Source organism: Vibrio cincinnatiensis DSM 19608 (assembly GCF_900167345.1).
GTDB classification, from domain to species: Bacteria; Pseudomonadota; Gammaproteobacteria; order Enterobacterales; family Vibrionaceae; genus Vibrio; species Vibrio cincinnatiensis.
Window position 1 is genome coordinate 41,042 of the sequence record NZ_FUXB01000004.1, and the last position, 21,695, is coordinate 62,736.

General features: G+C 44.0%; 22 protein-coding genes and 2 pseudogenes. All 24 read right to left on the reverse strand.

The window, feature by feature from the left end; all coding sequences use genetic code 11:
- Positions 1 to 7 precede the first annotated feature (7 nt).
- Positions 8 to 751 carry an MlaA family lipoprotein gene (locus B5D54_RS04355; protein ID WP_078925262.1) on the reverse strand — a complete coding sequence of 248 codons (744 nt, stop codon included), beginning with the start codon at positions 749 to 751 and terminating at the stop codon, positions 8 to 10.
- Between the two features lie 109 nt (positions 752 to 860).
- Positions 861 to 2,087 carry a c-type cytochrome biogenesis protein CcmI gene (ccmI, locus tag B5D54_RS04360; RefSeq protein ID WP_078925263.1) on the reverse strand — a complete coding sequence of 409 codons (1,227 nt, stop codon included), beginning with the start codon at positions 2,085 to 2,087 and terminating at the stop codon, positions 861 to 863.
- Complete coding sequence (locus tag B5D54_RS04365) at positions 2,084 to 2,533, reverse strand: cytochrome c-type biogenesis protein (protein ID WP_172459896.1); 450 nt, start codon at positions 2,531 to 2,533, stop codon at positions 2,084 to 2,086. Before B5D54_RS04365 ends, ccmI begins: the two co-directional genes overlap by 4 nt.
- 29 nt (positions 2,534 to 2,562) lie before the next feature.
- The gene (locus tag B5D54_RS04370; protein WP_078925265.1) at positions 2,563 to 3,117 is read right to left on the reverse strand and encodes a DsbE family thiol:disulfide interchange protein; all 555 of its coding nucleotides are present in this window, start codon (positions 3,115 to 3,117) and stop codon (positions 2,563 to 2,565) included.
- Complete coding sequence (locus B5D54_RS04375; protein ID WP_078925266.1) at positions 3,110 to 5,074, reverse strand: heme lyase CcmF/NrfE family subunit; 1,965 nt, start codon at positions 5,072 to 5,074, stop codon at positions 3,110 to 3,112. Before B5D54_RS04375 ends, B5D54_RS04370 begins: the two co-directional genes overlap by 8 nt.
- Positions 5,071 to 5,553, reverse strand: coding sequence for a cytochrome c maturation protein CcmE (ccmE, locus tag B5D54_RS04380; RefSeq protein WP_078925267.1), 483 nt, complete (start codon positions 5,551 to 5,553; stop codon positions 5,071 to 5,073). The genes B5D54_RS04375 and ccmE overlap by 4 nt, the downstream gene beginning before the upstream one ends.
- The gene (gene ccmD / locus B5D54_RS04385; RefSeq protein ID WP_078925268.1) at positions 5,550 to 5,756 is read right to left on the reverse strand and encodes a heme exporter protein CcmD; all 207 of its coding nucleotides are present in this window, start codon (positions 5,754 to 5,756) and stop codon (positions 5,550 to 5,552) included. The genes ccmE and ccmD overlap by 4 nt, the downstream gene beginning before the upstream one ends.
- On the reverse strand, positions 5,757 to 6,506 hold the full coding sequence (locus tag B5D54_RS04390; protein ID WP_078925269.1) for a heme ABC transporter permease: 750 nt from the start codon (positions 6,504 to 6,506) through the stop codon (positions 5,757 to 5,759).
- 64 nt (positions 6,507 to 6,570) lie between these two features.
- Positions 6,571 to 7,239 carry a heme exporter protein CcmB gene (gene ccmB, locus B5D54_RS04395; RefSeq protein ID WP_078925270.1) on the reverse strand — a complete coding sequence of 223 codons (669 nt, stop codon included), beginning with the start codon at positions 7,237 to 7,239 and terminating at the stop codon, positions 6,571 to 6,573.
- Positions 7,239 to 7,859 (reverse strand): cytochrome c biogenesis heme-transporting ATPase CcmA, encoded by a 621-nt coding sequence (gene ccmA / locus B5D54_RS04400; protein ID WP_078925271.1) that lies wholly within the window; start codon positions 7,857 to 7,859, stop codon positions 7,239 to 7,241. Before ccmA ends, ccmB begins: the two co-directional genes overlap by 1 nt.
- A gap of 400 nt (positions 7,860 to 8,259) precedes the next feature.
- Positions 8,260 to 8,718 carry a DUF2802 domain-containing protein gene (locus tag B5D54_RS04405; protein WP_078925272.1) on the reverse strand — a complete coding sequence of 153 codons (459 nt, stop codon included), beginning with the start codon at positions 8,716 to 8,718 and terminating at the stop codon, positions 8,260 to 8,262.
- Positions 8,718 to 9,203: a chemotaxis protein CheW gene (locus tag B5D54_RS04410; RefSeq protein ID WP_078925273.1), complete on the reverse strand. Its 486-nt coding sequence runs from the start codon at positions 9,201 to 9,203 to the stop codon at positions 8,718 to 8,720. Before B5D54_RS04410 ends, B5D54_RS04405 begins: the two co-directional genes overlap by 1 nt.
- A gap of 39 nt (positions 9,204 to 9,242) precedes the next feature.
- A complete protein-coding gene (locus B5D54_RS04415) occupies positions 9,243 to 10,235 on the reverse strand; it encodes a chemotaxis protein CheW (RefSeq protein ID WP_078925274.1) in 993 nt (330 codons plus the stop codon).
- Positions 10,228 to 11,004: a ParA family protein gene (locus tag B5D54_RS17200; RefSeq protein WP_115173976.1), complete on the reverse strand. Its 777-nt coding sequence runs from the start codon at positions 11,002 to 11,004 to the stop codon at positions 10,228 to 10,230. Before B5D54_RS17200 ends, B5D54_RS04415 begins: the two co-directional genes overlap by 8 nt.
- A gap of 9 nt (positions 11,005 to 11,013) precedes the next feature.
- Positions 11,014 to 12,129, reverse strand: coding sequence for a protein-glutamate methylesterase/protein-glutamine glutaminase (locus B5D54_RS17205; protein WP_115173975.1), 1,116 nt, complete (start codon positions 12,127 to 12,129; stop codon positions 11,014 to 11,016).
- A 33-nt stretch (positions 12,130 to 12,162) separates the two neighbouring features.
- Entirely contained in the window at positions 12,163 to 14,445 is a 2,283-nt protein-coding gene (locus tag B5D54_RS04425) for a chemotaxis protein CheA (RefSeq protein WP_078925275.1), read from the reverse strand.
- Between the two features lie 9 nt (positions 14,446 to 14,454).
- Positions 14,455 to 15,174 carry a protein phosphatase CheZ gene (locus B5D54_RS04430; protein WP_078925276.1) on the reverse strand — a complete coding sequence of 240 codons (720 nt, stop codon included), beginning with the start codon at positions 15,172 to 15,174 and terminating at the stop codon, positions 14,455 to 14,457.
- Positions 15,175 to 15,299: 125 nt separating this feature from the next.
- Positions 15,300 to 15,668 carry a chemotaxis response regulator CheY gene (gene cheY / locus B5D54_RS04435; protein WP_078925277.1) on the reverse strand — a complete coding sequence of 123 codons (369 nt, stop codon included), beginning with the start codon at positions 15,666 to 15,668 and terminating at the stop codon, positions 15,300 to 15,302.
- A gap of 45 nt (positions 15,669 to 15,713) precedes the next feature.
- Entirely contained in the window at positions 15,714 to 16,448 is a 735-nt protein-coding gene (locus B5D54_RS04440) for an RNA polymerase sigma factor FliA (protein ID WP_078925278.1), read from the reverse strand.
- On the reverse strand, positions 16,441 to 17,328 hold the full coding sequence (locus B5D54_RS04445) for a MinD/ParA family protein (RefSeq protein ID WP_078925279.1): 888 nt from the start codon (positions 17,326 to 17,328) through the stop codon (positions 16,441 to 16,443). The genes B5D54_RS04440 and B5D54_RS04445 overlap by 8 nt, the downstream gene beginning before the upstream one ends.
- 13 nt (positions 17,329 to 17,341) lie before the next feature.
- Positions 17,342 to 18,580: pseudogene (flhF, locus tag B5D54_RS04450) on the reverse strand (flagellar biosynthesis GTPase FlhF); the annotation flags it as partial.
- A 96-nt stretch (positions 18,581 to 18,676) separates the two neighbouring features.
- A pseudogene (locus B5D54_RS17500) lies at positions 18,677 to 18,823 on the reverse strand (flagellar biosynthesis protein FlhF); the annotation flags it as partial.
- Positions 18,824 to 18,853: 30 nt separating this feature from the next.
- Positions 18,854 to 20,947 (reverse strand): flagellar biosynthesis protein FlhA, encoded by a 2,094-nt coding sequence (gene flhA / locus B5D54_RS04455; RefSeq protein ID WP_078925528.1) that lies wholly within the window; start codon positions 20,945 to 20,947, stop codon positions 18,854 to 18,856.
- Between the two features lie 194 nt (positions 20,948 to 21,141).
- Entirely contained in the window at positions 21,142 to 21,609 is a 468-nt protein-coding gene (sixA, locus tag B5D54_RS04460) for a phosphohistidine phosphatase SixA (protein WP_078925281.1), read from the reverse strand.
- Positions 21,610 to 21,695 lie beyond the last annotated feature (86 nt).

Genomic DNA, 21,695 nt, shown 5'->3' on the forward strand with positions numbered 1-21,695 from the left:
TCGACATTCAAAATCCCCCGTCCAGATAATCATCCAGATAATCTTCTTCATTCTCATCATAAACACTCGTGTCTCTTTCCGCTTTAAAATCACGACGCTGTAAATAAACTTCTCGTGTTAACGCATAGGGATCAGGAGAGTTCTCTAGCATGGCCTCCTGCGGTACGAGAGCGGCACGAGTTTCCATACCTTCGATAGCCCATTTACCAAGACTTGCCCATATATTTAAGTAAGAAAGTGGAGCATACAATCCATCAGCCATATCCGCCGTTTCTCTAACGGTGAAAGGGCCGTAGCCCGGAACCATCACATAAGGGCCATTACCGACACCATAATGCCCAACCGCATCACCAAACTGTTTCTCATCGTGTTTATTGATACCTGCCTCAGAAGCGATATCAAAAAGCCCAAGTAGACCAAAGGTACTGTTCAGCCAAAAACGATTGAAATGATCGAGCGCTTTTTCACCGTTGCCCATAATTAAATTATTAATCATGCTGGCAGGTTCATCTAAGTTTGACAAGAAATTCGCCAAACCACGGCGAAGCGGAGAAGGGACATAATCAACATACGCGATTGAAACAGGGCGAACTACGTAAGGATCAAGATAATCATAATTGATGGTCCACATGGTACGGTTGAACCCTTCAAACGGATCCCCCTGATGACGAGACTCATCCGGTACCGAACTGCATCCAACCAAAATGAACATAAATAAAAGGGTCACAGACCGTGATAAACGGCTTGTCATGGTAATCATCCATCTTTATTGGCCAAGAAGATCATCTTGGCCTTTTCCTACAACCAGAAATGCTAACAAAGTAAATTTTGTTACACCACATTAACTTAGCACATCAGTGTCAGAGAAATGGCGTATCAATAATAACGTCAATATGATCGCCAAGCCCCCCTTCAGCACTTTCCCCAAACCAATCATCTTCGCGTGTTGCCACATTACCATCACTATCCAAACGAGCCCGAATAATTAACCGTTCTAAATCAGATAATTGACTACCTTGTAACATACTGTCTGTGTCATTAAGCACAACCGTCATCGGAAATGAATTCAAAGGATAACGCCCAGCAGCAATTGGAATAGGTGCCCCGTCAGCACTATGAACAGAGACAATCAATACTCCATTCTCAGGGACTTTCACGTGATCCGCTAAATGAATGGTCACTTTAACAGAAAGAGCGGTATCTGTATTTACTGACATATTTCGTTGAGCACTTTCAATACTCCGAGCGAGCATATCATAACGAGCATCATTAGGCCCAATCATCTGTTGCATCTGCTGCCAATAGTGGATAGCACTAGCATAGTGACCACTTTCAAAAGCATCAAAAGCCAATAATGAAAACACCCTAAGATCAACAAACTCTGCTTGAGCCAGTGTAAGTAGTAAGCTTCTCGCTTGATTTTGATCCCATTCATCATTAGATAGCATCAAGGCCTGTGCGTATCCCAATTGAATACCACTATCTTGAGAGTTCAATTCATACGCTTTTTTGGTTGCCCCAATCGCCGTTTGCATATCCCGATTAGCCATCCCTATCCGCCCTAATAATAGCCATCCTGTGGCATCATCAGGCTGATAATGTAAGCGTGTACGTAAAGCCAAAGTGAGATCATTCATTTCTTGATCGGTCAGCTCAACCCCATCCGGTGAGGGGGCCATCAACTTTTTACTGAGCTCGGGCAACTGGGCACTCACCTCTTGCCAACGCTTAACTTGAGGGTAAGCGCCATATCGTGAATAAAATCCATAACTAATCGCAATCATTAATATAATGGAAGACGCTAACAGAGCTTTCGTGGAGATGATGGATGTCCGCACAGGCTCCGACTGGCTAGGAATATCATCTAATAGTGATTGCTTCAGCTCTGCAATCAGTTCTTGTGGATTTTCAACTAATCCTTCTTGTGTTTCTACTTCCAATTCCGCTAAGCGATCTTGATAAAAAGCTTTATTTAACTCATCACGTAGTTGGTTGTCATTATTGATTTTTTTCTTAAAAATAGGCGTAACAATAAAGAGGCTTGCTATAGCCACTAAAATAAGCGTAGATAACCAAAATAACATCATGCCTGCTTATCTCCTTGGCTTTCCTCGTTCAGTAATGCTTTTAAACGCGCTTCTTTCTCAGTATCCCAATCATCCATCTTAGCTCGTGCACTCTTATGGCGTTGACTACGCCTAACCATCACACTAAATCCCACCATTAATACCAAAATAGGCGCAACCCATAAAATGGCAGTACTGAGTGTAAAAGGAGGTTTGTAGGTAACGAAATTCCCATAACGAGCGATCATGTAATCGATAACCTCTTGCTTTTGATATCCTTGCTTGGTCATTTCATACACTTTTTCCCGTAAATCCTGAGCTAATTCAGCATTAGAATCGGCGATAGAGTTATTCTGGCACTTAGGGCAACGGAGTGTATTACTCAGCTCATGAAACTGTTTTTCTTGCTCTGGCGTATCAAAATCATAAATATCAATAACGGCCCAACTGGATAATGAGATGATCAATGTCATCAGCGTGGCCCAATGAATCCATTTCATGGTTGAGTCTCCTGCACAAGCTGCTGGTAAATGGGCTCAAGTCGGTTGACCCAATTATGGGTATTCACATCCCCGACATGCCGATAGCGGATAACCCCCTTAGCATCAATTAAAAACGTCTCCGGAGCACCATAAACCCCTAAATCTAAACCAAACATTCCCCGTCCATCAAAAAGGCTAATGATGTATGGATTCCCTAGTTCATTTAACCATTTCACGGCTTTATCACGTTGATCTTTATAATTTAACCCAATAATTTTCACGCCTTGTTCAGCTAACTGATTTAAGAACTGATGTTCGGCATAACACGTTGGGCACCAGGTTGCCCAGACATTGAGTAATAAAGGCTCACCAGTAAAGATGGATTGATCATAATATTTTCCCGGCTCCGCTAAATCTTCTAACGTAAATTTCGGGACTTGTTTGCCAATTAAGACGGACTCTAACTTTGTCGGATCATCTCCCGCTGAGTTTTTCATTAGTTGAACGGTAAAAACACCAACGAGCACCAAAAATGCCAATAACGGGATAAATAACACTTTCTTACTCATGTTCTCCCTCCTGCGGTGATCGCTTTCTAAAGCGATAACGCTTATCACTAATCGCAAACACTCCACCTAATGCCATTAATAAGCTCCCCGCCCAGATCCAACGAACAAAAGGTTTATGATAAATCCTCACCGCCCATGCATTGCTATCGCCCAACTGTTCACCCATGGCGATATATAAATCACGAGTAAAACCTCGATCAATTGCGGCTTCTGTCATCATAGAGCGAGCCGTGCGATAGAAGCGTTTTTCTGCATGTAACGTATTAATATATATACCTTCTTGGGTAATTTCGAAATCGGCAATATAACCATCATAGTTGGGTCCATCTCGCTCTCTTAAACCTTTAAAATAAAAATCATAATTATTTAAGGTAAAGTGTTCGCCTGGGGCTAGCCGTACATCTCGCTCAATACTGTAGTTTTGAACCATAGCGATCCCAATGACAGTGATCGCCATCCCTAAATGCCCAAGCACCATCGCCCAATGGCTACGAGGCAATTTTTTCACTCCACTCCAAAAGGGGTGTCGGTGAGTGGCCCGTTGATACAATTCCACACCATGTAAGATAATGATCCACAGAGCCATTACCCATCCCATATAGGCCATAACCCGAAATTCATCCGTAAAGAGGGAGATAAAGATCGCGCTTAAGCACAAGGAAAATACCCCGGAAACGACAATCGGTTTAACAAGGCTAGACAAAGAGTCACGCTTCCAACGAACCAACGGGCTGACGCCTAAGAAAAAAGCAAAAGGCACCATTAACCAAGCAAAAACACTATCAAAGAAAGGAGCACCAATAGAGACCGAACCCAGCCCCAACTGTTTATGGACCAGGGGTAATAAGGTCCCGATCAGTACCACAACTAATCCCGTCATCAATAAAATGTTATTCGCTAATAGAGCATTTTCACGAGAAATCAGGTCAAAATGACCACGTGAACGTACCGTTCCTCCTTTTAGCGCATACAACAATAGAGAACCACCGATAACAATGACGAGAAAAGCAAGAATAAACATTCCCCGAGCAGGATCAGAAGCAAACGCATGGACAGAAACCAGAATACCAGAACGAACTAAAAATGTTCCTAGCAGGCTAAGAGAAAAGGCTGAAATAGCCAGTAACACCGTCCAGGCTTTGAATGTCCCCCGTTTCTCAGTAACGGCAAGAGAATGCATTAAAGCGGTTCCGGCTAACCATGGCATTAAAGAGGCATTTTCTACGGGATCCCAAAACCACCAGCCTCCCCAGCCTAATTCGTAATAAGCCCACCATGATCCTAAGGCAATACCTAAAGTGAGAAATAGCCATGCTGCCGTTGTCCAAGGACGTGACCACCGTGCCCACGCCGTGTCTAACCGCCCTATCATCAAAGAAGCTATCGCAAATGAGAACGCGACTGAAAAGCCAACATACCCCATATACAGCAGTGGAGGATGAACAATCAAACCCGGATCTTGCAGTAGCGGATTAAGATCCCGGCCATCAATAGGAAAGTGTGGCAACGTACGGATAAAAGGGTTCGAGGTAACGATAATAAATAACAAGAAGCCAACCGTGATCATTCCCATGATGGATAACACCCGAGCGACTGACTCCTGCGGCATTCCTCGGCTAAAACTCGCCACCGCCACAGTCCACCCCGCCTGAATCAATGCCCATAGTTGCAAAGAGCCTTCATGTGCGCCCCAAGCTGCAGTTAAGCGGTAATACCAAGGTAATTGGCTGTTAGAATTACTGGCCACGTACAGCACAGTAAAATCATTAACATAAAATGCCCATAATAAAATAGCAAAAGAGACAGCGAGCATCACCAACATCCCCCATGACAGAGGACGAGCACTATTCATTAATAAATGATTACCACTTTGTGCACCAACCATAGGTAAAATGCTCAGTAAGACCGCAAAAGCAAGAGAGAGTATCAGCGCAAAATGGCCAATTTCGACGATCATTGCAGGCTTCCTTGTTGTTGTTCAGAGGTATAAGTTAAAGGGGCGTGACTTTTTTGCATCGCTTCCGCAATTTCTGCTGGCATATAGTTCTCGTCATGCTTCGCTAACACTTCAAATGCCTCAACGGTGGTAGCGTCTTTAAGGATTCCTTGAGCCACAATACCTTGACCTTCTCTAAATAAATCAGGAAGAATTCCCTCATATTCCACTTTTACCTCAGGTCCTACATCGTGCAATAAAAAGCTGACTTTGAGTGAGTTCGGATCTCTTGAAACCGACCCCACCGTCACCATACCACCAATTCGCAATCGTTGACCGATTTCTGGCGTCTTCCCATTCTTCCCATTGACCAATTCTGTTGGTGTGTAGAACAGATCCATATTTTGACTTAAAGCGTAAAGAATTAGTCCCGTGGTTGCTCCTAAGCCAATAACCATCGCCAAAATCATCGTAAGCCGTTTTTTTCGTCTTGGGTTCATAGGGTATTCTCCATTTTTTTTGCGGCGTCAATACGAGCTTGACGCTCTACGTTCTCTTTTACGTCCTTGAGTAACCGACGACTTCGGCGCACGCTGACTCCCCATAAAATCCACATCGAAAAAAACGTAATACCGAATGCACTCCAAACATATTCTGCATATCCCCCCATCGCCAAAAACTCGCTCCAAGAATGAAAATACATTTATTTCTCTCCCTGTGATTGTGTGGCTAACTGTATGACCCAAGGGCGATGACGTTCTCTTTGAATAATTTCATTACGTAACCGAATCAAAGTTAGTGCCGCAAAGAAAAAGGCAAAACCCAAAATAGAGATTAACAAAGGCCAAAGCATATTTGATGAGATCGAAGGTTTGGCAAATTTCGTGATCGTAGCGCCTTGATGTAAGGTGTTCCACCATTCCACAGAAAAATGAATAATGGGTAAATTTATTACGCCTACAATGGCTAAAATACCGGCAGCTTTTGCCGCCATTTTAGGATCATCGAACGCTTGATACAGTGCAATAACACCTAAATAGAGGAAAAGTAAAATAAGCTCTGATGTAAGACGTGCATCCCACACCCACCATGCGCCCCACATGGGCTTTCCCCAAATAGCTCCGGTAATCAACGCAATGAAGGTGAAAACCGCCCCAATCGGTGCCATTGCCAAAGCGGCCATATCAGAAACTCGAACCTGCCAAACAAGACCAATAAATGCAGCAATAGCCATAGAGAGATAAACGCCCATTGACATAATTGCCGATGGGACATGGATATAAATAATCCGAAAACTATTACCTTGCTGATAATCTGAAGGTGCGAATGCCAATCCCCAAACCGTACCGATCACGAGGCATAGCAATGCCATTATAGAAAACCAAGGTAAAAACTTACCGCATAACTGATACACGGTTTCAGACTTGGCATAAGGATGAAGCCATTTCCACATGATTTTGTCTCACTCTTGCTTTTGTCACTGAATCTTTTCTGTCCAGTTTTTATTCAAATAATTACTAATTCACACTGACACGTAAAGCTGCACTGATCGCTAAAGGGGTTAATGTTATTGCCCCCATCAACATCGCACCTAATATGGCCAGTTGCCCGTTATAAGGCATACCTTGTGTTGCCGCATCAATTGCTGATGTCGCAAAAATTAAAATCGGGATATAGAGCGGAAGAACTAATAAACTCAGCAATACCCCTCCTTTTTGTAACCCAACGGTAAGAGCTACACCGATAGCACCGATAAAACTTAATGTGGGTGTTCCCAAAACGAGGGTTAAGACCGCTGCCACCCAAGTATTGAAGTCCAATGACAATAACACCGCCAACAGAGGGCTAATTAAAATAAGCGGAACACCGGTGAGCAACCAGTGAGCCAATACTTTTGCCATCACCACCAAAGAAAGAGGGGTCGGTATAAGCATCATTTGCTCTAGAGCTCCATCTTGAAAGTCATCACGCAGCAACCGCTCTAATGAAAGTAGTGCGGATAATAGCGCGGCAACCCAAAGAATTCCGGGGGAGATTCGAGATAAAAGTGCAGGTTCAGGACCAATGCTTAGAGGGAAAAGCGTAATTACGATAATAAAAAACCACAAAGGGTTTAAAATATCGGCTTGTCGGCGATAAGCGATCAGAAGTTCACGGCGAATAATGGCGGTTAAAATCGAGAGCATTACCCCTCTCCCAATTTTATTTTTCTTAATTGGGTATTCTCAGCAAACATGTCTTGATGAGTCGTTAATATCACCACACCTCCTGCTTCGGTATGCTGCAAAAACAGTTGTTCTAGAACCTTAATGCCCTGTTTATCAATGGCCGTTAGCGGCTCATCTAACACCCATAAAGGCTGGGAACTCAACCAAAGACGAGCTAAAGCAACCCGACGTTGCTGACCAGCCGACAATTGTGCCACCTGAACGTCTTCATACCCAGCAAGTCCAACTTTGGCCAATGCTTGGTATAGTTCATACTTTTCCGAAACGAGACCAATCAGCTTTTGATAGAAAAACAGATTCTCGAATGCGGTTAATTCACGTTTAATTCCTGTTTGGTGTCCAAGAAAAAGTAAATCTTGGTGAAAACACTCTCGCTCTTGAGCAATGTTCTCCCCTTTCCAAAAGATTTGGCCGTAATCACGATGCCCTAACCCAGTAATCATTCTCAGTAACGTAGTTTTACCTGTCCCATTCCGACCTTCAATCTGAACTAGCTCACCAGCTTGAATGTTAAAAGACAAGCCATCAAAGAGCACTCGATCATCTCGAATAGCCGTGAGATTTTTTGCTTCCAGCATGAGCTTCTATATCTATATTTTGGGGCGACCATAGTAACACAGCCACAAATAGACAAAATAGAATAAGGGTCTTACTGGTCACGAAACTGCGTAAGAATCTGTTAAATATTCCCTAAATAACGGCAAATTAACCCTTTGGTATTACAAGGTTATTCATACCTAAGGCCGTCAAGTTGTGTGCGCCGTTTAACAAACGGATTTATCTAACCCCGAGTGGATACAACAAAAAAACAAAGCAAAAGAAACAAACCACACCCAACCTATATACAAATAACAAAGGATCAGCAACAGTAATTTAGGGGACAACTAGGCATCAAATACATACAAAAAAAGGAAGCTTATGCTTCCTTAATCACTAGAGAGAAATCTTTCAACGTTTTTTGCCAACGGAATATGACGATTATCTATCAGGATCGCTCGTCAGTGGTGGAATCGCTTCTTTTCCTGCCAATTTTTTCTGTAACGAAAGCATCAGCTCCGCCTCAGCTTTAGGTAACTCGCACTCTTCAATCAATTCATCAATATCAGCACCCAGCTTCGCCATTTTTGTTGCTCGGCTATACAAACGTGCATCGGTGTCTGCATTTTCTAAGTGTTTAAGGCGTTCATTCAAATGTACGAGCATCTCTTGTTGCTCTGTTACTCGCTGCCCAAGTCCGATCGTGACTGAACGCACTTCTAATAGCTGTTTTGTTGATTTTTGTAACTCTTTATCTAAATGGCGAGTTTGCTGACGAAAGTGATCCGCTTGACGACGCATCGCTCGACGCAATGAGAGTAAAGCAATCATCAGTAATAAAGCCAAAAACAGCCCACCTCCTGCAAGCACAGGAGGCGTTAATTCGAGTAAATCACCCATTATAGATGAGCCATTTCATCCCATTCTTCGTCTGATAGTAGTTTATTCAGGTCAACCAAAATCAACAGCTTGCCATCACGGTTGCTAACACCTTGAATAAACTTAGAACTCTCATCGGTGCCGACACTTGGTGTAGTATCAATTTCTGAAGAGCGTAGGTAAACCACTTCGGCGACACTATCTACCAAAATACCAATCACTTGGCGCTCAGATTCAATAACAATGATACGTGTATTATCGGTGATTTCCCCAGACATCAGACCAAAACGTGAGCGAGTATCAATCACAGTGACCACATTACCACGTAGGTTAATAATACCTAATACATAATCTGGAGAGCCTGGGACTGGAGCAATTTCGGTGTAACGCAAAACTTCACGAACTTGCATTACATTAATACCATACGTTTCTTCTTCTAGCTGAAATGTCACCCACTGAAGCACTTCATCGTTTGAGTGTTCTTTTCTCACTTTTACTTCAGACATACCGTTTCCTCTCTAAGTCGTTACCGACAAACATATAAATTATTTATCGAGTGCTTTTACATCAAGTCCTGCGTTAAGCATAGCGATTAATGCTTGAACATGAATAAGCGCACACATTTTTTCTTTAACCATTCCAGCGAGCCAAGGACGTTTACCCACTTGCTCTCGCCAACGTACTTTGTCACCACTTAGCCATTCGGTACCCAGCAGCTTGGTACACGCTAGGCCCCACATGCTTTCATCTAGCATGACAATATATTGATACTCTTCTTTGTATGAGTCATCACGTAGCTTTTCAGCCATGACCCACTTAGCGGTATCCACTACATCTAATTGATGTTCTCGACTCGTTTGTAACCCTAAATACCATGGTGGTCGACCAATTAAATGGTTGAGGGCCATTTTACGATGAATCCCTCCGAGCTCATCAAGAGGAACAGCAAAAGTGACCCCATTCACTTCAAAGTACAACACTTGGAACTTTGTCTCTCGAATGGGGCAATCCCACTGACCGATACCAGAAGCTTCCACTTGTACCTCTGGGGTAGAGATCGTTTCTTCAGTCTGGAGAGAGACTTCTTCTACAATGTCTGTTTGGGAAACAGCCACCTCATCTTCAACCGTTTCAGTTATGTTGGGAAGGGGGACTTCCTGATAAGGTTCAACATCCCACTCTTGAATTTCTTCCGCTTCCACGACAAAAGAAGTTTGAACCGATTGAGCTATCTGTTGAGTATTTTGTTCTAAAATGGCTTCAATGCCTACTTCATCGACAGGGTTGCGATTCTCTAACTGACTCAACAAACGTTGCACATCGTCTAAATTTGGTAATTCAAATTCAGCTAAAGTTTGATCAGTATGACTGACCTCACTTTCAACCTGAAATGCCGGAGCAAGCTGAGGCTCAAGGGGAAAATCCGCCTCACGAGAAACAGGAGCAACTTGCCACTCTGATTCATCAAATTCATCTTCTAATAACGCAGTAAAGTAGTCTTCTAATGCCTGTTCACTGGATAATAATGGGCTACTCATTAATAGCTAACCTCTCTAAAAACAGCAGTAACTGCTTATAGGCAAAGACACCTCGGCACCCTTCCGCAAAATGGGAAACCGGTAAGCGCTTTAAGCTGGCATCTCTAAATTTAGTATCAATGGGTATAGCCGAAGCCCATACTTGATCAGGGTAGTCTTTTTTCAATTGATTCAACGTTTGCAGCGAAGCCCGAGTCCGTTTATCGTACATAGTCGGTACTATCGTCACTTTAAACTCACGACTACGAGATTTTTGCATAATAGCCAAAGTGCGGACCATTCGCTCCAACCCTTTCATTGCAAGAAACTCCGTTTGTACCGGTATTAGGATTCGGTCACTGGCAGCCAAAGCATTGACCATCATAACACCGAGAATAGGAGGACAATCAATCAACACATAATCATAGCGTGAACGTAAACTCAGCAATGAACGTTTAAGGATAAGCCCCATCCCACTGCGATTACCCATCACCCGATCCAAAGTCGCTAATGACATATGGGCAGGGATAAGATCGATACCTTCAATATCCGTATGCAAGATAAGCGGCTCAACACTCTGCTCAGTAAACTCTCGTAATTGAAAAAGATCAAATAAGCTGGTGGGTACCGCGTCGGAATCATAACCTAGATACGTTGTTAACGAGGCATGAGGATCGGTATCCACCAACAATACACGCTTGCCTTGTTTGCTTAATAAGCCTGCAAGAGTGATAGTCGTCGTCGTTTTACCGACTCCCCCTTTCTGGTTCGCAACGCTCCACACAATCATGATGCTTCCTTAATTCAGACCGACTTCAACTAACATCCGCTCAGCTATACGTTCAAGAGGGAGATCTTCAGAGGAAATCCCCGCTTTCGCAACCGCTTGTGGCATACCATAAACAACACAGCTTTCTTCATCCTGCGCCCAAATCGTTGAACCCGCAGCTTTTAGCATACGAGCCCCTTCTCGCCCATCGGCTCCCATCCCAGTCAACACCATAGATAAAACTTTATCACCAAAAATTTTTGAGGCAGAACCGAAAGTGACATCAACACAAGGTTTATAGTTCATTCGCTCGCCACCATCAATAATCCGAAGGCGTGCCGCCGTTGGTCGGCCATCAATCATCATCTGTTTCCCCCCCGGTGCGAGATAAGCCACTCCGGGACGTAAAATATCACCATCTTCCGCTTCTTTTACTTCAATCTTACATAATGAATTAAGGCGGCTAGCAAACGCTGCCGTAAAAGTCGCGGGCATATGCTGAATAAGCACAATAGGATGAGGATAATTTGCAGGCAATTTAGTCAGAATTTTTTGTAAAGCTACGGGGCCCCCCGTGGATGTGCCGATAGCAGTGAGCTGATATTTCTTTCCTGATGCTTTAAAACGAGCCGTTGGAGCAACCGAGCGACTAACCGCCGAGGTATTCGTGGTAGAAGCTGAAACCTGACGAGTTGAACTGCTTGGTGCTACTGGCGATTTTGTCAGTAAGCTCCTGCGCATAAAGGTTCGCTTACCTGCGATATCTAAGACTTTTTGCTGTAGCAGCAACACGGCTTCATCCCGGTTACGGGCAATGTCTTCAAACTTTTTCGGAAGAAAATCGAGAGCTCCAGCATCTAAAGCATCCAATGTTGCTTTCGCTCCATCGTGCGTGAGCGAGGAGAACATCAAAATAGGAGTGGGATTATTCGCCATAATCTCACGTACCGCTGTTATGCCATCCATAATTGGCATCTCGATGTCCATAGTAATGACATCTGGCTTTAAGCGCAGAGCTTTATCTACGGCCTCTCGGCCATTAGTCGCCACATCAATGACTTCTAAACGCGATTCGGCGTTGATGATCTCACTCACTCGACGTCGGAAAAAGCTCGAATCATCAACAACTAATACTTTAATCGCCATAGTTATCCTTATTATTAAGTAGCGAAATCACTACTAAAAACGCGATGCTGCCGCGTATTTTTTCAGTAAATCTGAGATATCCAGAATGAGAGCAATATGCCCATCACTGGTAATGGTCGCTCCCGCCATACCAGGCGTTCCTTGAAGTAATTTATCGAGCGGTTTAATCACGACCTCTTCCTGACCAATTAAGGTATCGACCACAAAACCAACACGCTGATTACCTATCTGAACAATAACGACGTGACCATGCCCTTTACGAGCTTCTACCTTACCTGCTTGTGGAGCTAACCAGTTTTGCAGATAAAACAGAGGAATGGACTTATCACGAACAATAATCGTTAATTGCCCATCAACAACGTTGGTCCGACTTAAATCAAGATGGAATATTTCATTCACACTCGCCAATGGTAAAGCAAAAGGATGTCCAGCAACCCCTACCATTAAGGTCGGTAAAATCGCAAGCGTTAGCGGAACCTTAATCGTAATTTTTGTTCCTTTCCCTAACTCTGAATCAATGTCAATCGAACCATTTAGCGTATTAATGGCTGTTTTCACAACATCCATTCCGACCCCACGGCCAGAAATGTCGGAAATTTTCTCTTTGCTGGAGAAACCTGGCATAAAGATAAGGTTAAAACACTCTTTGTTGCTCAAACGTGATGCGGCATCTTCATCCATGATACCTCGTTTAACCGCAATAGCTCTGAGTTTATCAGGATCCATACCACCACCATCATCAACGATAGCCAGTTCAATATGATCCCCTTCTTGTGAGGCAGATAAAATGACTTTACCCGTGCGAGGTTTACCTGAGGCCACACGATCATCCGGCATCTCTATACCGTGATCGACAGAGTTACGAACTAAGTGAATGAGAGGATCAGCTAACGCTTCAACCAAGTTTTTATCTAAATCAGTTTCTTCACCTCGCAACTCCAGCACGATATCTTTCTTAAGCGTTCGAGCCAAATCACGAACCACGCGAGGGAAACGGCCAAACACTTTTTTAATCGGCTGCATACGCGTTTTCATCACCGCACCCTGTAAATCAGCCGTGACGACATCAAGGTTCGATACCGCTTTAGACATTTCTTCATCGTTGCTGTTTAAGCCCAAACTCAACAAACGGTTACGGACCAACACCAATTCACCCACCATGTTCATAATGGTATCGAGAGTTGAAGTATCAACACGAACGGTGGCTTCTGCTTGTGGTTTTTTCGCAGCGCTTACCGCTGTCGTTGCTTCACGTTTTTCAACCGCTGCCACAGCAGGAACGGATTTTTCAGGCGTAGGCGCAGCAGAAGGAGCCGGTTTTCCAGCAGCCGGCTGAACGGCTGGTTTAGCCTCAGCCGGTTTACTTGACCCCGCTGAAGCTGAGTTCGTTACACTTGCTGGTTTTGTCGCTAACTCTAGTTCATCAACCGAAGGGCCTTTACCACTGCCATGTAATTCATCAAGTAAACGTTCAAACTCTTCATCTGTCATCAGATCACTGTCTGAACTAAAACTAGAGCCAGCTTTTGGGCTGGCAGGAGCTTTATCCGCTGGCGTTGATGACGCGGCAGTGTCATGCACAGAAGGTCCTTTCCCTTTACCATGCAACTCATCAAGCAGCTTTTCAAACTCATCATCCGTAATGTCGCCATTCGCATCATTATTGACTGGGGTAGAAACAGGTGCGGCAGGCTCAGGAGCCACTTTGGTTTCCGCTCCCGGTGCTCGGCCTTTGCCATGCAATTCATCCAGCAGTTTTTCAAACTCATCATCACTAATATCATCGATTGAACTGCTGGATATTGTGTTACTACTCTCGACCGGAACCGGATCATCTGCAGGGACTTTTGCAACCGGAGTGCTGACAACCTCTTCAACCTCAACAACGGGGTCATATTGTTCATTAGCAGAAGGGGCATCTTCAGACTCAGGCTTGCACAGCTCGTGCAGCTCTTCAATTAATTGAGGGTCTGCAGGTTGCAAAGGTTCACGATCTTGTACTGCACGAAACTGTTCGTTAACCGTATCCAATGCACGAAGCATGGTATCCATCAAACTGGGTGTAACACTTCGTTGCCCATTACGTAGATAGTCAAACACGTTTTCAGCGCCGTGACAGGTTTCAACTAACTCTGTCAACGCTAAGAAACCGGCTCCACCTTTTACCGTATGAAAACCGCGGAAAATAGCATTAAGAAGGTCTCGATCTTGTGGGTTATTCTCTAACTCCACCAACTGCTCTGATAGCAGCTCTAAAATCTCACCGGCTTCAACCAAAAAGTCCTGAAGAATATCTTCGTCTAAATCGTAGCTCATACGTTACCCCTAAAATCCAAGACTCGATAATAAATCATCGACTTCGTCTTGAGATGAAACAGCATCAATGCGTTCATGAGGATTCATTATCGGCCCCTCAGGTTCACAAGTCGCTTTTTCAACTTTCTCTGATTGTTGTTGTAATTGATTCTTGCCAAATACCGTCAAAATATCCACTAAACGACCTTCAACTTCACTCACTAATGTGATCACACGTCGAATGATCTGTCCGGTTAAATCTTGAAAGTCTTGTGCCATTAAGATTTCGGTGAGTTGTCCTCGTAATTCACTGCTATCACCTTCAACTTGAGAAAGAAGATCGTCGATACGGTGGCACAATGCTTTAAACTCACTTAATTCAATTCTACCTTGCATCAATTGATTCCACTGAGGTCGAACCGATAACAGACTTTCATGCAAGCGATCAGCCATTGGCATACAACGCTCTACAGCATCCATCGTCTTGTTAGCTGCAACTTCAGTTTTATCAATGACATAATGTAATCGGTCACGAGCATCAGGAATCTCATCATTGGCAATTTGACTCATTCGTTCATCAATATGAAAGTCCCGCATGGAATCATGTAGATCCCGAGTCAATGCGCCGATTTCCTGTAATACAGGATTACCCTCAGATTCGTAAACCTGTTTAACCAGTTGATCAGCGCTCTCTTGCTGTCCGTTTTCTAGTAGTTGAACGAGTTCTTTTGCTTGCTCTAATGAAATCATCCTGTTTTAGCCTTGCTCGCGTAATGAATTCGATACCTTTACCGCTAACAAATTTCTGCATATACAGTTTATTCGTTTGGCATTCACAATTTTTGCCTTCATAGCTATCACTACATTAATGGAAGTTATAGACGCTCAAAGATCTTCTCTAGCTTCTCTTTTAATGTGGCAGCCGTAAACGGTTTAACGATGTAACCATTGACTCCGGCCTGTGCCGCTTCAATAATTTGTTCACGTTTCGCTTCAGCGGTAATCATCAACACTGGCAAGTGTTTCAGTTCTTCATCAGCACGAATATTTCTCAGTAAGTCGATACCTTGCATACCCGGCATATTCCAGTCTGTGACGACGAAATCAAAACCACCTTTTTTAAGCATAGGCAACGCCGTCAACCCATCATCTGCTTCTTGCGTGTTATTGAAACCCAAATCACGAAGTAGGTTTTTAACAATACGGCGCATTGTTGAAAAATCATCAACAATAAGGATCTTCATGTTTTTATTCAAAATTGCCTCCACTGAGTTCAAAGTCAGTGATATTTAGTCGTTTTGTGTCCAGGAACTTAACTTGGTTCGTAGACGTTGCATGGATTGACTTAGTATTTGGCTCACGCGGGACTCACTCACGCCAATTACTTCACCAATTTCTTTCAAGTTTAGCTCTTCATCATAATAGAGCGAAAGTACTAAAGCTTCACGTTCAGGAAGTGATTTTATTGACTCAACCAATGCTTTACGAAAAGCCTCGTCAGCCACTCCCTGAAAAGGAGAATTATCTTCACCATCATCTAATGGTGAGAGGGCATCATCTGATACGCCGAGATCCTCAATCCCGACAATTCGAGAGCAGTTGATATCGGTCAATACCGTGTGATAATGATCAAGAGACATCCCCATGTGCCGAGCAACTTCGGAATCCGTTGGATCCCGACCTAACTCACCTTCGAGTATGGCAATGGCTTGGCTAATCTCCCGATTATGTTTATGTACGGAGCGTGGCACCCAATCCCCACGCCGAATATCATCTAACATCGCACCACGGATGCGAATACCAGCATAGGTTTCAAAACTTGCGCCTTTACTTCCGTCATAGTTCTTTTGAGCCTCAAGCAGGCCTATCATGCCAGCCTGGATTAAGTCTTCAATCAACACGTTTGGAGGTAAACGACCAATTAAATGATGAGCGATACGCTTAACCAATACTGCATATTTGTCCAGAAACAGCTTCTGACTCGTCATATGTCCGTATTGATCATAAGTAAGCGCTTTATTCACCAAAGGGTTCCCCTACTATTTCTGTTCGGTTTAACAACCGTTCCACAAAAAACTCTAAATGGCCACTTGGCGTTCGAGGAATGGGCCAAGTTAAGGCTTTATTCGCTAAGGAGCTAATAGCCAATGAGGCCGGTGAGCGTGGAAAAGCATCGACAACAATTTTTTGTCTTTTTACGGCCTGACGTACATTATCATCTAAAGGTATACACGCGACGAGTTCCAAGCTCACATTTAAGAAGCGTTCTGTTACTAATGTCAATTTAGCAAACAGTTCTCTTCCTTCACGATAGCTTCTCACCATGTTAGCGACAATTTTAAATCGCTGAACTTGGTGTTCTCTGCTTAAAAGTTTGATCAACGCATATGCATCAGTGATAGACGTTGGTTCATCACATACTACCACAACCACATCCTGCGCCGCACGAGAGAAACTCACCACCATATCTGATATTCCTGCAGCCGTATCCACAAGCAGGATATCCATTTCATCTTCTAAAGAACCAAATGCACGGATTAAACCAATATGCTGAGCATGAGAAAGCTCCGTCATCGATTGGGTCCCCGAAGTCGCGGGAATGATTTTTATACCATGAGGTCCTTCAACGATGGCATCTTTTAGTTCGCACTCACCGGCTAAAACATGACCTAGGTTTTTTTTAGGGCGAATGCCTAACATTACATCAATATTTGCTAGACCTAAATCGGCGTCCAGTACCATGACTTTCTTTCCTTGGCGAGCCATACAGATAGCCATACCAAGTGTCACGTTTGACTTACCCACCCCACCTTTACCACCAGTAACAGCGATTACTTTGGTGACCGAAGGTTGAGTTAAACGGCGTAAGCCACTTGCTTGATCATATATCATATTATCCGTCATATCTGTCCGCCGCCTAGAATCTCTCTGAATCACTATTCCAGTAATGAGGTTCATTTTCTGTCGACTGCTCAAGTAACTCATTCGCTTTTGCTACCATGTATTTAGGCTGAGCAATCACTATGTCTTCGGGAACACGCTGTCCATTAGCGATATACGCAACCGGTAACGCGTTTTGAACGACAACACTGACAAATTCACCTAAGCTCAAACATTCATCGAGCTTAGTCATAATGTACCCTGAAAGAGGAATTCTTCTAAAGTGCTCGATGGTTTCCTGTAGTACTTTTCGTTGTGCGGTAGCTGGCAACACTAAATAGCTGTGAATGACATCTCCACTTTCTTGCATCAAAGTATCTAACTGCTCAGAAAGGCGTACATCCCGTTGCCCCATTCCAGCGGTATCAACGAGAATTAGCCGTCGATTACGTAACTGAGAGATTACATCGGCTAACTCTTTGGAATCTTTAGCAACTCTTACAGGGCAACCCATAATTCGCCCATAAATAGACAGTTGCTCATGCGCTCCAATCCGATATGTATCGGTAGTAATCAAAGCGACATTATCTGAGCCATACTCCATCGCTGCACGCGCTGCCAGTTTGGCCACGGTGGTTGTTTTGCCCACGCCAGTTGGGCCAAGTAGTGCAACAACGCCCCCTCGTTTTAAAATGTCTTTTTTAACGACCGGGATTTGATCTGACACTAAGCCTAATAAGGCTTTCCAAGCCTTGGGAGGCGGTGTGTCCTCGGGGATATAACAAGCCAGTTGGTCAGCAAGATCCAGCGATAATCCCATCCGCTCTAATCGTTTAATTAACATGGCTCGTAGAGGCTCGCGCCGCTCAACTTCTTGCCACATCAATCCAGAGACTTGATGCTCTAACAATCGGCGAATCGAGTTCATCTCTTCACGCATACTTTCGAGTTCATTTGGCGTTAAGATGATATCTTCACTCGTTTTTTGTTCATAGCGTGTGGGATCCAAACGTGTACGCTGTCGTGGTAGCGTACTCTCTTCGCCCATAAGCTTAGCCAAGGAAGATTCATTGGCTTTTTGACGAGAAGAACCCGAGTTATTTCTTCGGTTCAGCAATGCGGTCAGTGAATCTTCGTTTTCTTGACGAGATTCTGCTCCTGACATTTGATTGTTGCTGTATTGCTTGAGCATACTCGCAAAACGCTGAGTCATGGAACGACCATTCGCATCACTGCTCTGCTGTAAACTGACGCGGTCTTCTTCGAGTTCTCTCTTGGACTGCCGAGCCGATGCCGCAGCCAATGAAGCGATCCGGTTGTCGTTCTGAGATGCCTGCACTCGGTATTGCTTCGTAGCCGGAGGGGTATTTGATGCGGGCTCACCATCAATAGCGGCCACTATCTCAACCCCACCTGCGACTTTTTTATTTGACATGATCACAGCATCTGCACCTAATTCTTCTTTTACTTGCAGTAAGGCCATTCTCATATCTTTGGCAAAAAATCGTTTTATTTTCAAAGCAGATATCCGTACTTTACGTTAAGGTGGTTAATTACCCACCGCCTGCACAATTCGAATTTGTTTTTCATCTGGAATTTCTTGATAAGAAAGCACGCGCAAATTCGGAATTGTATTTTTGACAAACTTCGCCAAGGTTGAACGCAATACTCCTGAGGTCAGTAATACGGCTGGCTCTCCTTTGAGTTCTTGCTCTTGTGTCGCTTGGCTAAGCGCCATTTGCAAGCGTTCTGCTAGGCCAGGTTCAATACCGGCCGACTCCCCACCTGAGGCTTGCATGGTCTGATGCAAGATTTGTTCCAACTCAGGAACAAGTGTTATAACAGGAAGCTCAGGTTCTATCCCATTGATTTCTTGAACAATTAATCGTTTTAATGCGATACGGACTGCCGCTGTCAAAATGTCAGGTTCTTGACTCTTACTCGCGTACTCAGCCAAAGTCTGCACAATGGTTCGAATGTCACGAATAGGAATGGCTTCATTGAGTAGGTTTTGTAAAACCTTAACCATGGTTCCAAGTGAGAGCTGATCTGGAACAAACCCCTCAACCAGCCGAGGTGCCGTTCGACCTAACATTTCTAATAAATTTTGTACTTCTTCATGGCCCAAAAGCTGAGATGCGTTATTTGTTAATAACTGGCTAAGATGCGTTGCTAAAACGGTAGAAGAGTCAACTACGGTATAGCCCAATGCTTGTGCATGTTCTCGTTGATCTTCTCGAATCCAAGTCGCTTCTAAGCCAAATGCAGGATCAAAAGTTTGTTCTCCATCAATCATGCCATACACTTGCCCAGGATTAATCGCTAACTCTTGATCTGGTCGAATCTCAGCCTCGCCAACGGCGACGCCCATCAACGTGATCCGGTAACTATTGGGGGTTAATTCTAAGTTGTCCCGAATATGTACTGGAGGAATAAGAAACCCAAAGTCTTGTGAAAGTTTTTTCCTCACTCCTTTAACGCGCTCGAGTAATTCTCCACCTTGGTCACGATCAACCAATGGAATCAAACGATAGCCCACTTCTAAACCAATCACATCGACTGGCTGAACATCGTCCCAAGAGAGCTCTCGCTGAGCAGTCGATTCAGATGGGGCTTGCACCGGAGATTGCGCCGTTTCTTTCTCTTTGGCTTGCTTACGTTGCAACCAGTAAGCGGCTCCACCAGCCAGTGTGGCTAACCCTAGAAAAGAGAAATGAGGCATACCAGGAACCAACCCCATCACGCCAAGAATGCCCGCTGTAATCGTCAAGGCTTTGGGGTTATCAAACAGTTGAAAAATCACCTGTTGCCCCATGTCCTCATCGGTATTTTGGCGTGTCACCATGATTGCCGCGCCAATAGAGAGCAGCAATGAAGGTATTTGTGCGACTAAGCCATCACCAATAGTCAGTAGGATATAAATTTCCATTGCTTGGCTAAAACTCAAACCATACTGGATCATCCCAATGATAAGCCCGCCAATAATGTTGATAAATAAGATGAGAATACCGGCAATCGCATCCCCTTTAACAAATTTAGAGGCACCATCCATTGAACCGTAAAAGTCAGCTTCTTTGGTGACTTCAAATCGTCGAGTGCGAGCTTGTTCTTGATCGATCAACCCTGCGTTTAAATCCGCATCAATCGCCATTTGTTTACCTGGTAAGGCATCTAAGGTAAAGCGAGCGCTTACCTCTGAAATACGCCCGGCACCCTTGGTCACCACCATGAAGTTGATGATCATCAAAATAAGGAAGACAACTAAACCAACGGCATAGTTTCCACCAATAACCACACTACCAAAGGCTTCAATAACATTACCCGCAGCCCCCGAACCTTCATGCCCATACAGTAAAACAACTCGAGTCGAAGCCACGTTCAATGCCAAACGCAACAAGGTTGCAATCAGCAACACCGTCGGAAAAGCAGCAAAATCAAGTGGACGCCGAGTGTAGACGGTCACGAGTAACACCACCATGGCTAGGGCGATGTTAAAGGTAAAAAACAAATCGAGTAAAAACGCTGGGATGGGTAATACCACCATCGCCAACGTTGCCAGTACCATGATCGGCGCACCAATCGCGGGTAAACTGCGTTGAGGGATGTTAGGTAATTTATCCGCAAATGGCAGAGTAAATTTCATAGGCATGCAGCTATAACTTAATGATATTTCATGAGGTAACCGTACGTTACCCCTCTAACTTCCAATTTATCATGCAATTTTTATTCCATAATAAATAGTCAAAAAAATGACTCGCCATTATAAAGAGGAATCACTTATTTTCATTGCAAAATAAAAGGGCTGCCATAAGCAGCCCTTTTACCCTGTCACTTTCGCTAAGGATGCACATTCCACAACACCTCTCCCTGAGAAGCATGGGGGGTATATTCAATACACATAACCCCTGAAGTTGGAAACATAGGAGCAGGCATGTTCGCTACAAATTCAGAACAAAGGTATCCCACTAAAGGAAGATGTGAAACCAACAAAATACTCTCTAATTGTTCGCTTTCAATTAATGCTACCAAATAATCATAAACAGAATCAGCCTGACCATAAGGCGTAATATCTTCACAAACCTCCACTTGTTCGGCTGAAAAATAATGTGAAATCGTTTGCCATGTTTGCTGTGCGCGTAAATACGGGCTCACCAACACTTTATCAAACTGATGTAGATCTTGTTGCTCAGCGCATACTCGTGCAACGGCCAGAGACTCATTACGCCCTCGCTCTGTTAATGCTCGTTCCGCATCACTAGCCGCGTAGTGATGAGCTTCACCATGGCGCATAATCACAATTTTCATTATCTCTACCTAATCTACTTTATTGATAGCGGGTTATCCTCATGTTCTAATCCGCCACGTTTCGTTGTCTTCGCCAATTTGGGCTC

What these genes read in the sequence shown, in the direction of transcription:
- B5D54_RS04355 (WP_078925262.1), bottom strand. Translation starts at nt 751, where the DNA reads ATGACAAGCCGTTTATCACGGTCTGTGACCCTTTTATTTATGTTCATT.
- ccmI (WP_078925263.1), bottom strand. Translation starts at nt 2,087, where the DNA reads ATGATGTTATTTTGGTTATCTACGCTTATTTTAGTGGCTATAGCAAGC.
- B5D54_RS04370 (WP_078925265.1), bottom strand. Translation starts at nt 3,117, where the DNA reads ATGAGTAAGAAAGTGTTATTTATCCCGTTATTGGCATTTTTGGTGCTC.
- B5D54_RS04375 (WP_078925266.1), bottom strand. Translation starts at nt 5,074, where the DNA reads ATGATCGTCGAAATTGGCCATTTTGCGCTGATACTCTCTCTTGCTTTT.
- ccmE (WP_078925267.1), bottom strand. Translation starts at nt 5,553, where the DNA reads ATGAACCCAAGACGAAAAAAACGGCTTACGATGATTTTGGCGATGGTT.
- ccmD (WP_078925268.1), bottom strand. Translation starts at nt 5,756, where the DNA reads ATGTATTTTCATTCTTGGAGCGAGTTTTTGGCGATGGGGGGATATGCA.
- B5D54_RS04390 (WP_078925269.1), bottom strand. Translation starts at nt 6,506, where the DNA reads ATGTGGAAATGGCTTCATCCTTATGCCAAGTCTGAAACCGTGTATCAG.
- ccmB (WP_078925270.1), bottom strand. Translation starts at nt 7,239, where the DNA reads ATGCTCTCGATTTTAACCGCCATTATTCGCCGTGAACTTCTGATCGCT.
- ccmA (WP_078925271.1), bottom strand. Translation starts at nt 7,859, where the DNA reads ATGCTGGAAGCAAAAAATCTCACGGCTATTCGAGATGATCGAGTGCTC.
- B5D54_RS04405 (WP_078925272.1), bottom strand. Translation starts at nt 8,718, where the DNA reads ATGGGTGATTTACTCGAATTAACGCCTCCTGTGCTTGCAGGAGGTGGG.
- B5D54_RS04410 (WP_078925273.1), bottom strand. Translation starts at nt 9,203, where the DNA reads ATGTCTGAAGTAAAAGTGAGAAAAGAACACTCAAACGATGAAGTGCTT.
- B5D54_RS04415 (WP_078925274.1), bottom strand. Translation starts at nt 10,235, where the DNA reads ATGAGTAGCCCATTATTATCCAGTGAACAGGCATTAGAAGACTACTTT.
- B5D54_RS17200 (WP_115173976.1), bottom strand. Translation starts at nt 11,004, where the DNA reads ATGATTGTGTGGAGCGTTGCGAACCAGAAAGGGGGAGTCGGTAAAACG.
- B5D54_RS17205 (WP_115173975.1), bottom strand. Translation starts at nt 12,129, where the DNA reads ATGGCGATTAAAGTATTAGTTGTTGATGATTCGAGCTTTTTCCGACGT.
- B5D54_RS04425 (WP_078925275.1), bottom strand. Translation starts at nt 14,445, where the DNA reads ATGAGCTACGATTTAGACGAAGATATTCTTCAGGACTTTTTGGTTGAA.
- B5D54_RS04430 (WP_078925276.1), bottom strand. Translation starts at nt 15,174, where the DNA reads ATGATTTCATTAGAGCAAGCAAAAGAACTCGTTCAACTACTAGAAAAC.
- cheY (WP_078925277.1), bottom strand. Translation starts at nt 15,668, where the DNA reads ATGAAGATCCTTATTGTTGATGATTTTTCAACAATGCGCCGTATTGTT.
- B5D54_RS04445 (WP_078925279.1), bottom strand. Translation starts at nt 17,328, where the DNA reads ATGACGGATAATATGATATATGATCAAGCAAGTGGCTTACGCCGTTTA.
- flhA (WP_078925528.1), bottom strand. Translation starts at nt 20,947, where the DNA reads ATGAAATTTACTCTGCCATTTGCGGATAAATTACCTAACATCCCTCAA.
- sixA (WP_078925281.1), bottom strand. Translation starts at nt 21,609, where the DNA reads ATGAAAATTGTGATTATGCGCCATGGTGAAGCTCATCACTACGCGGCT.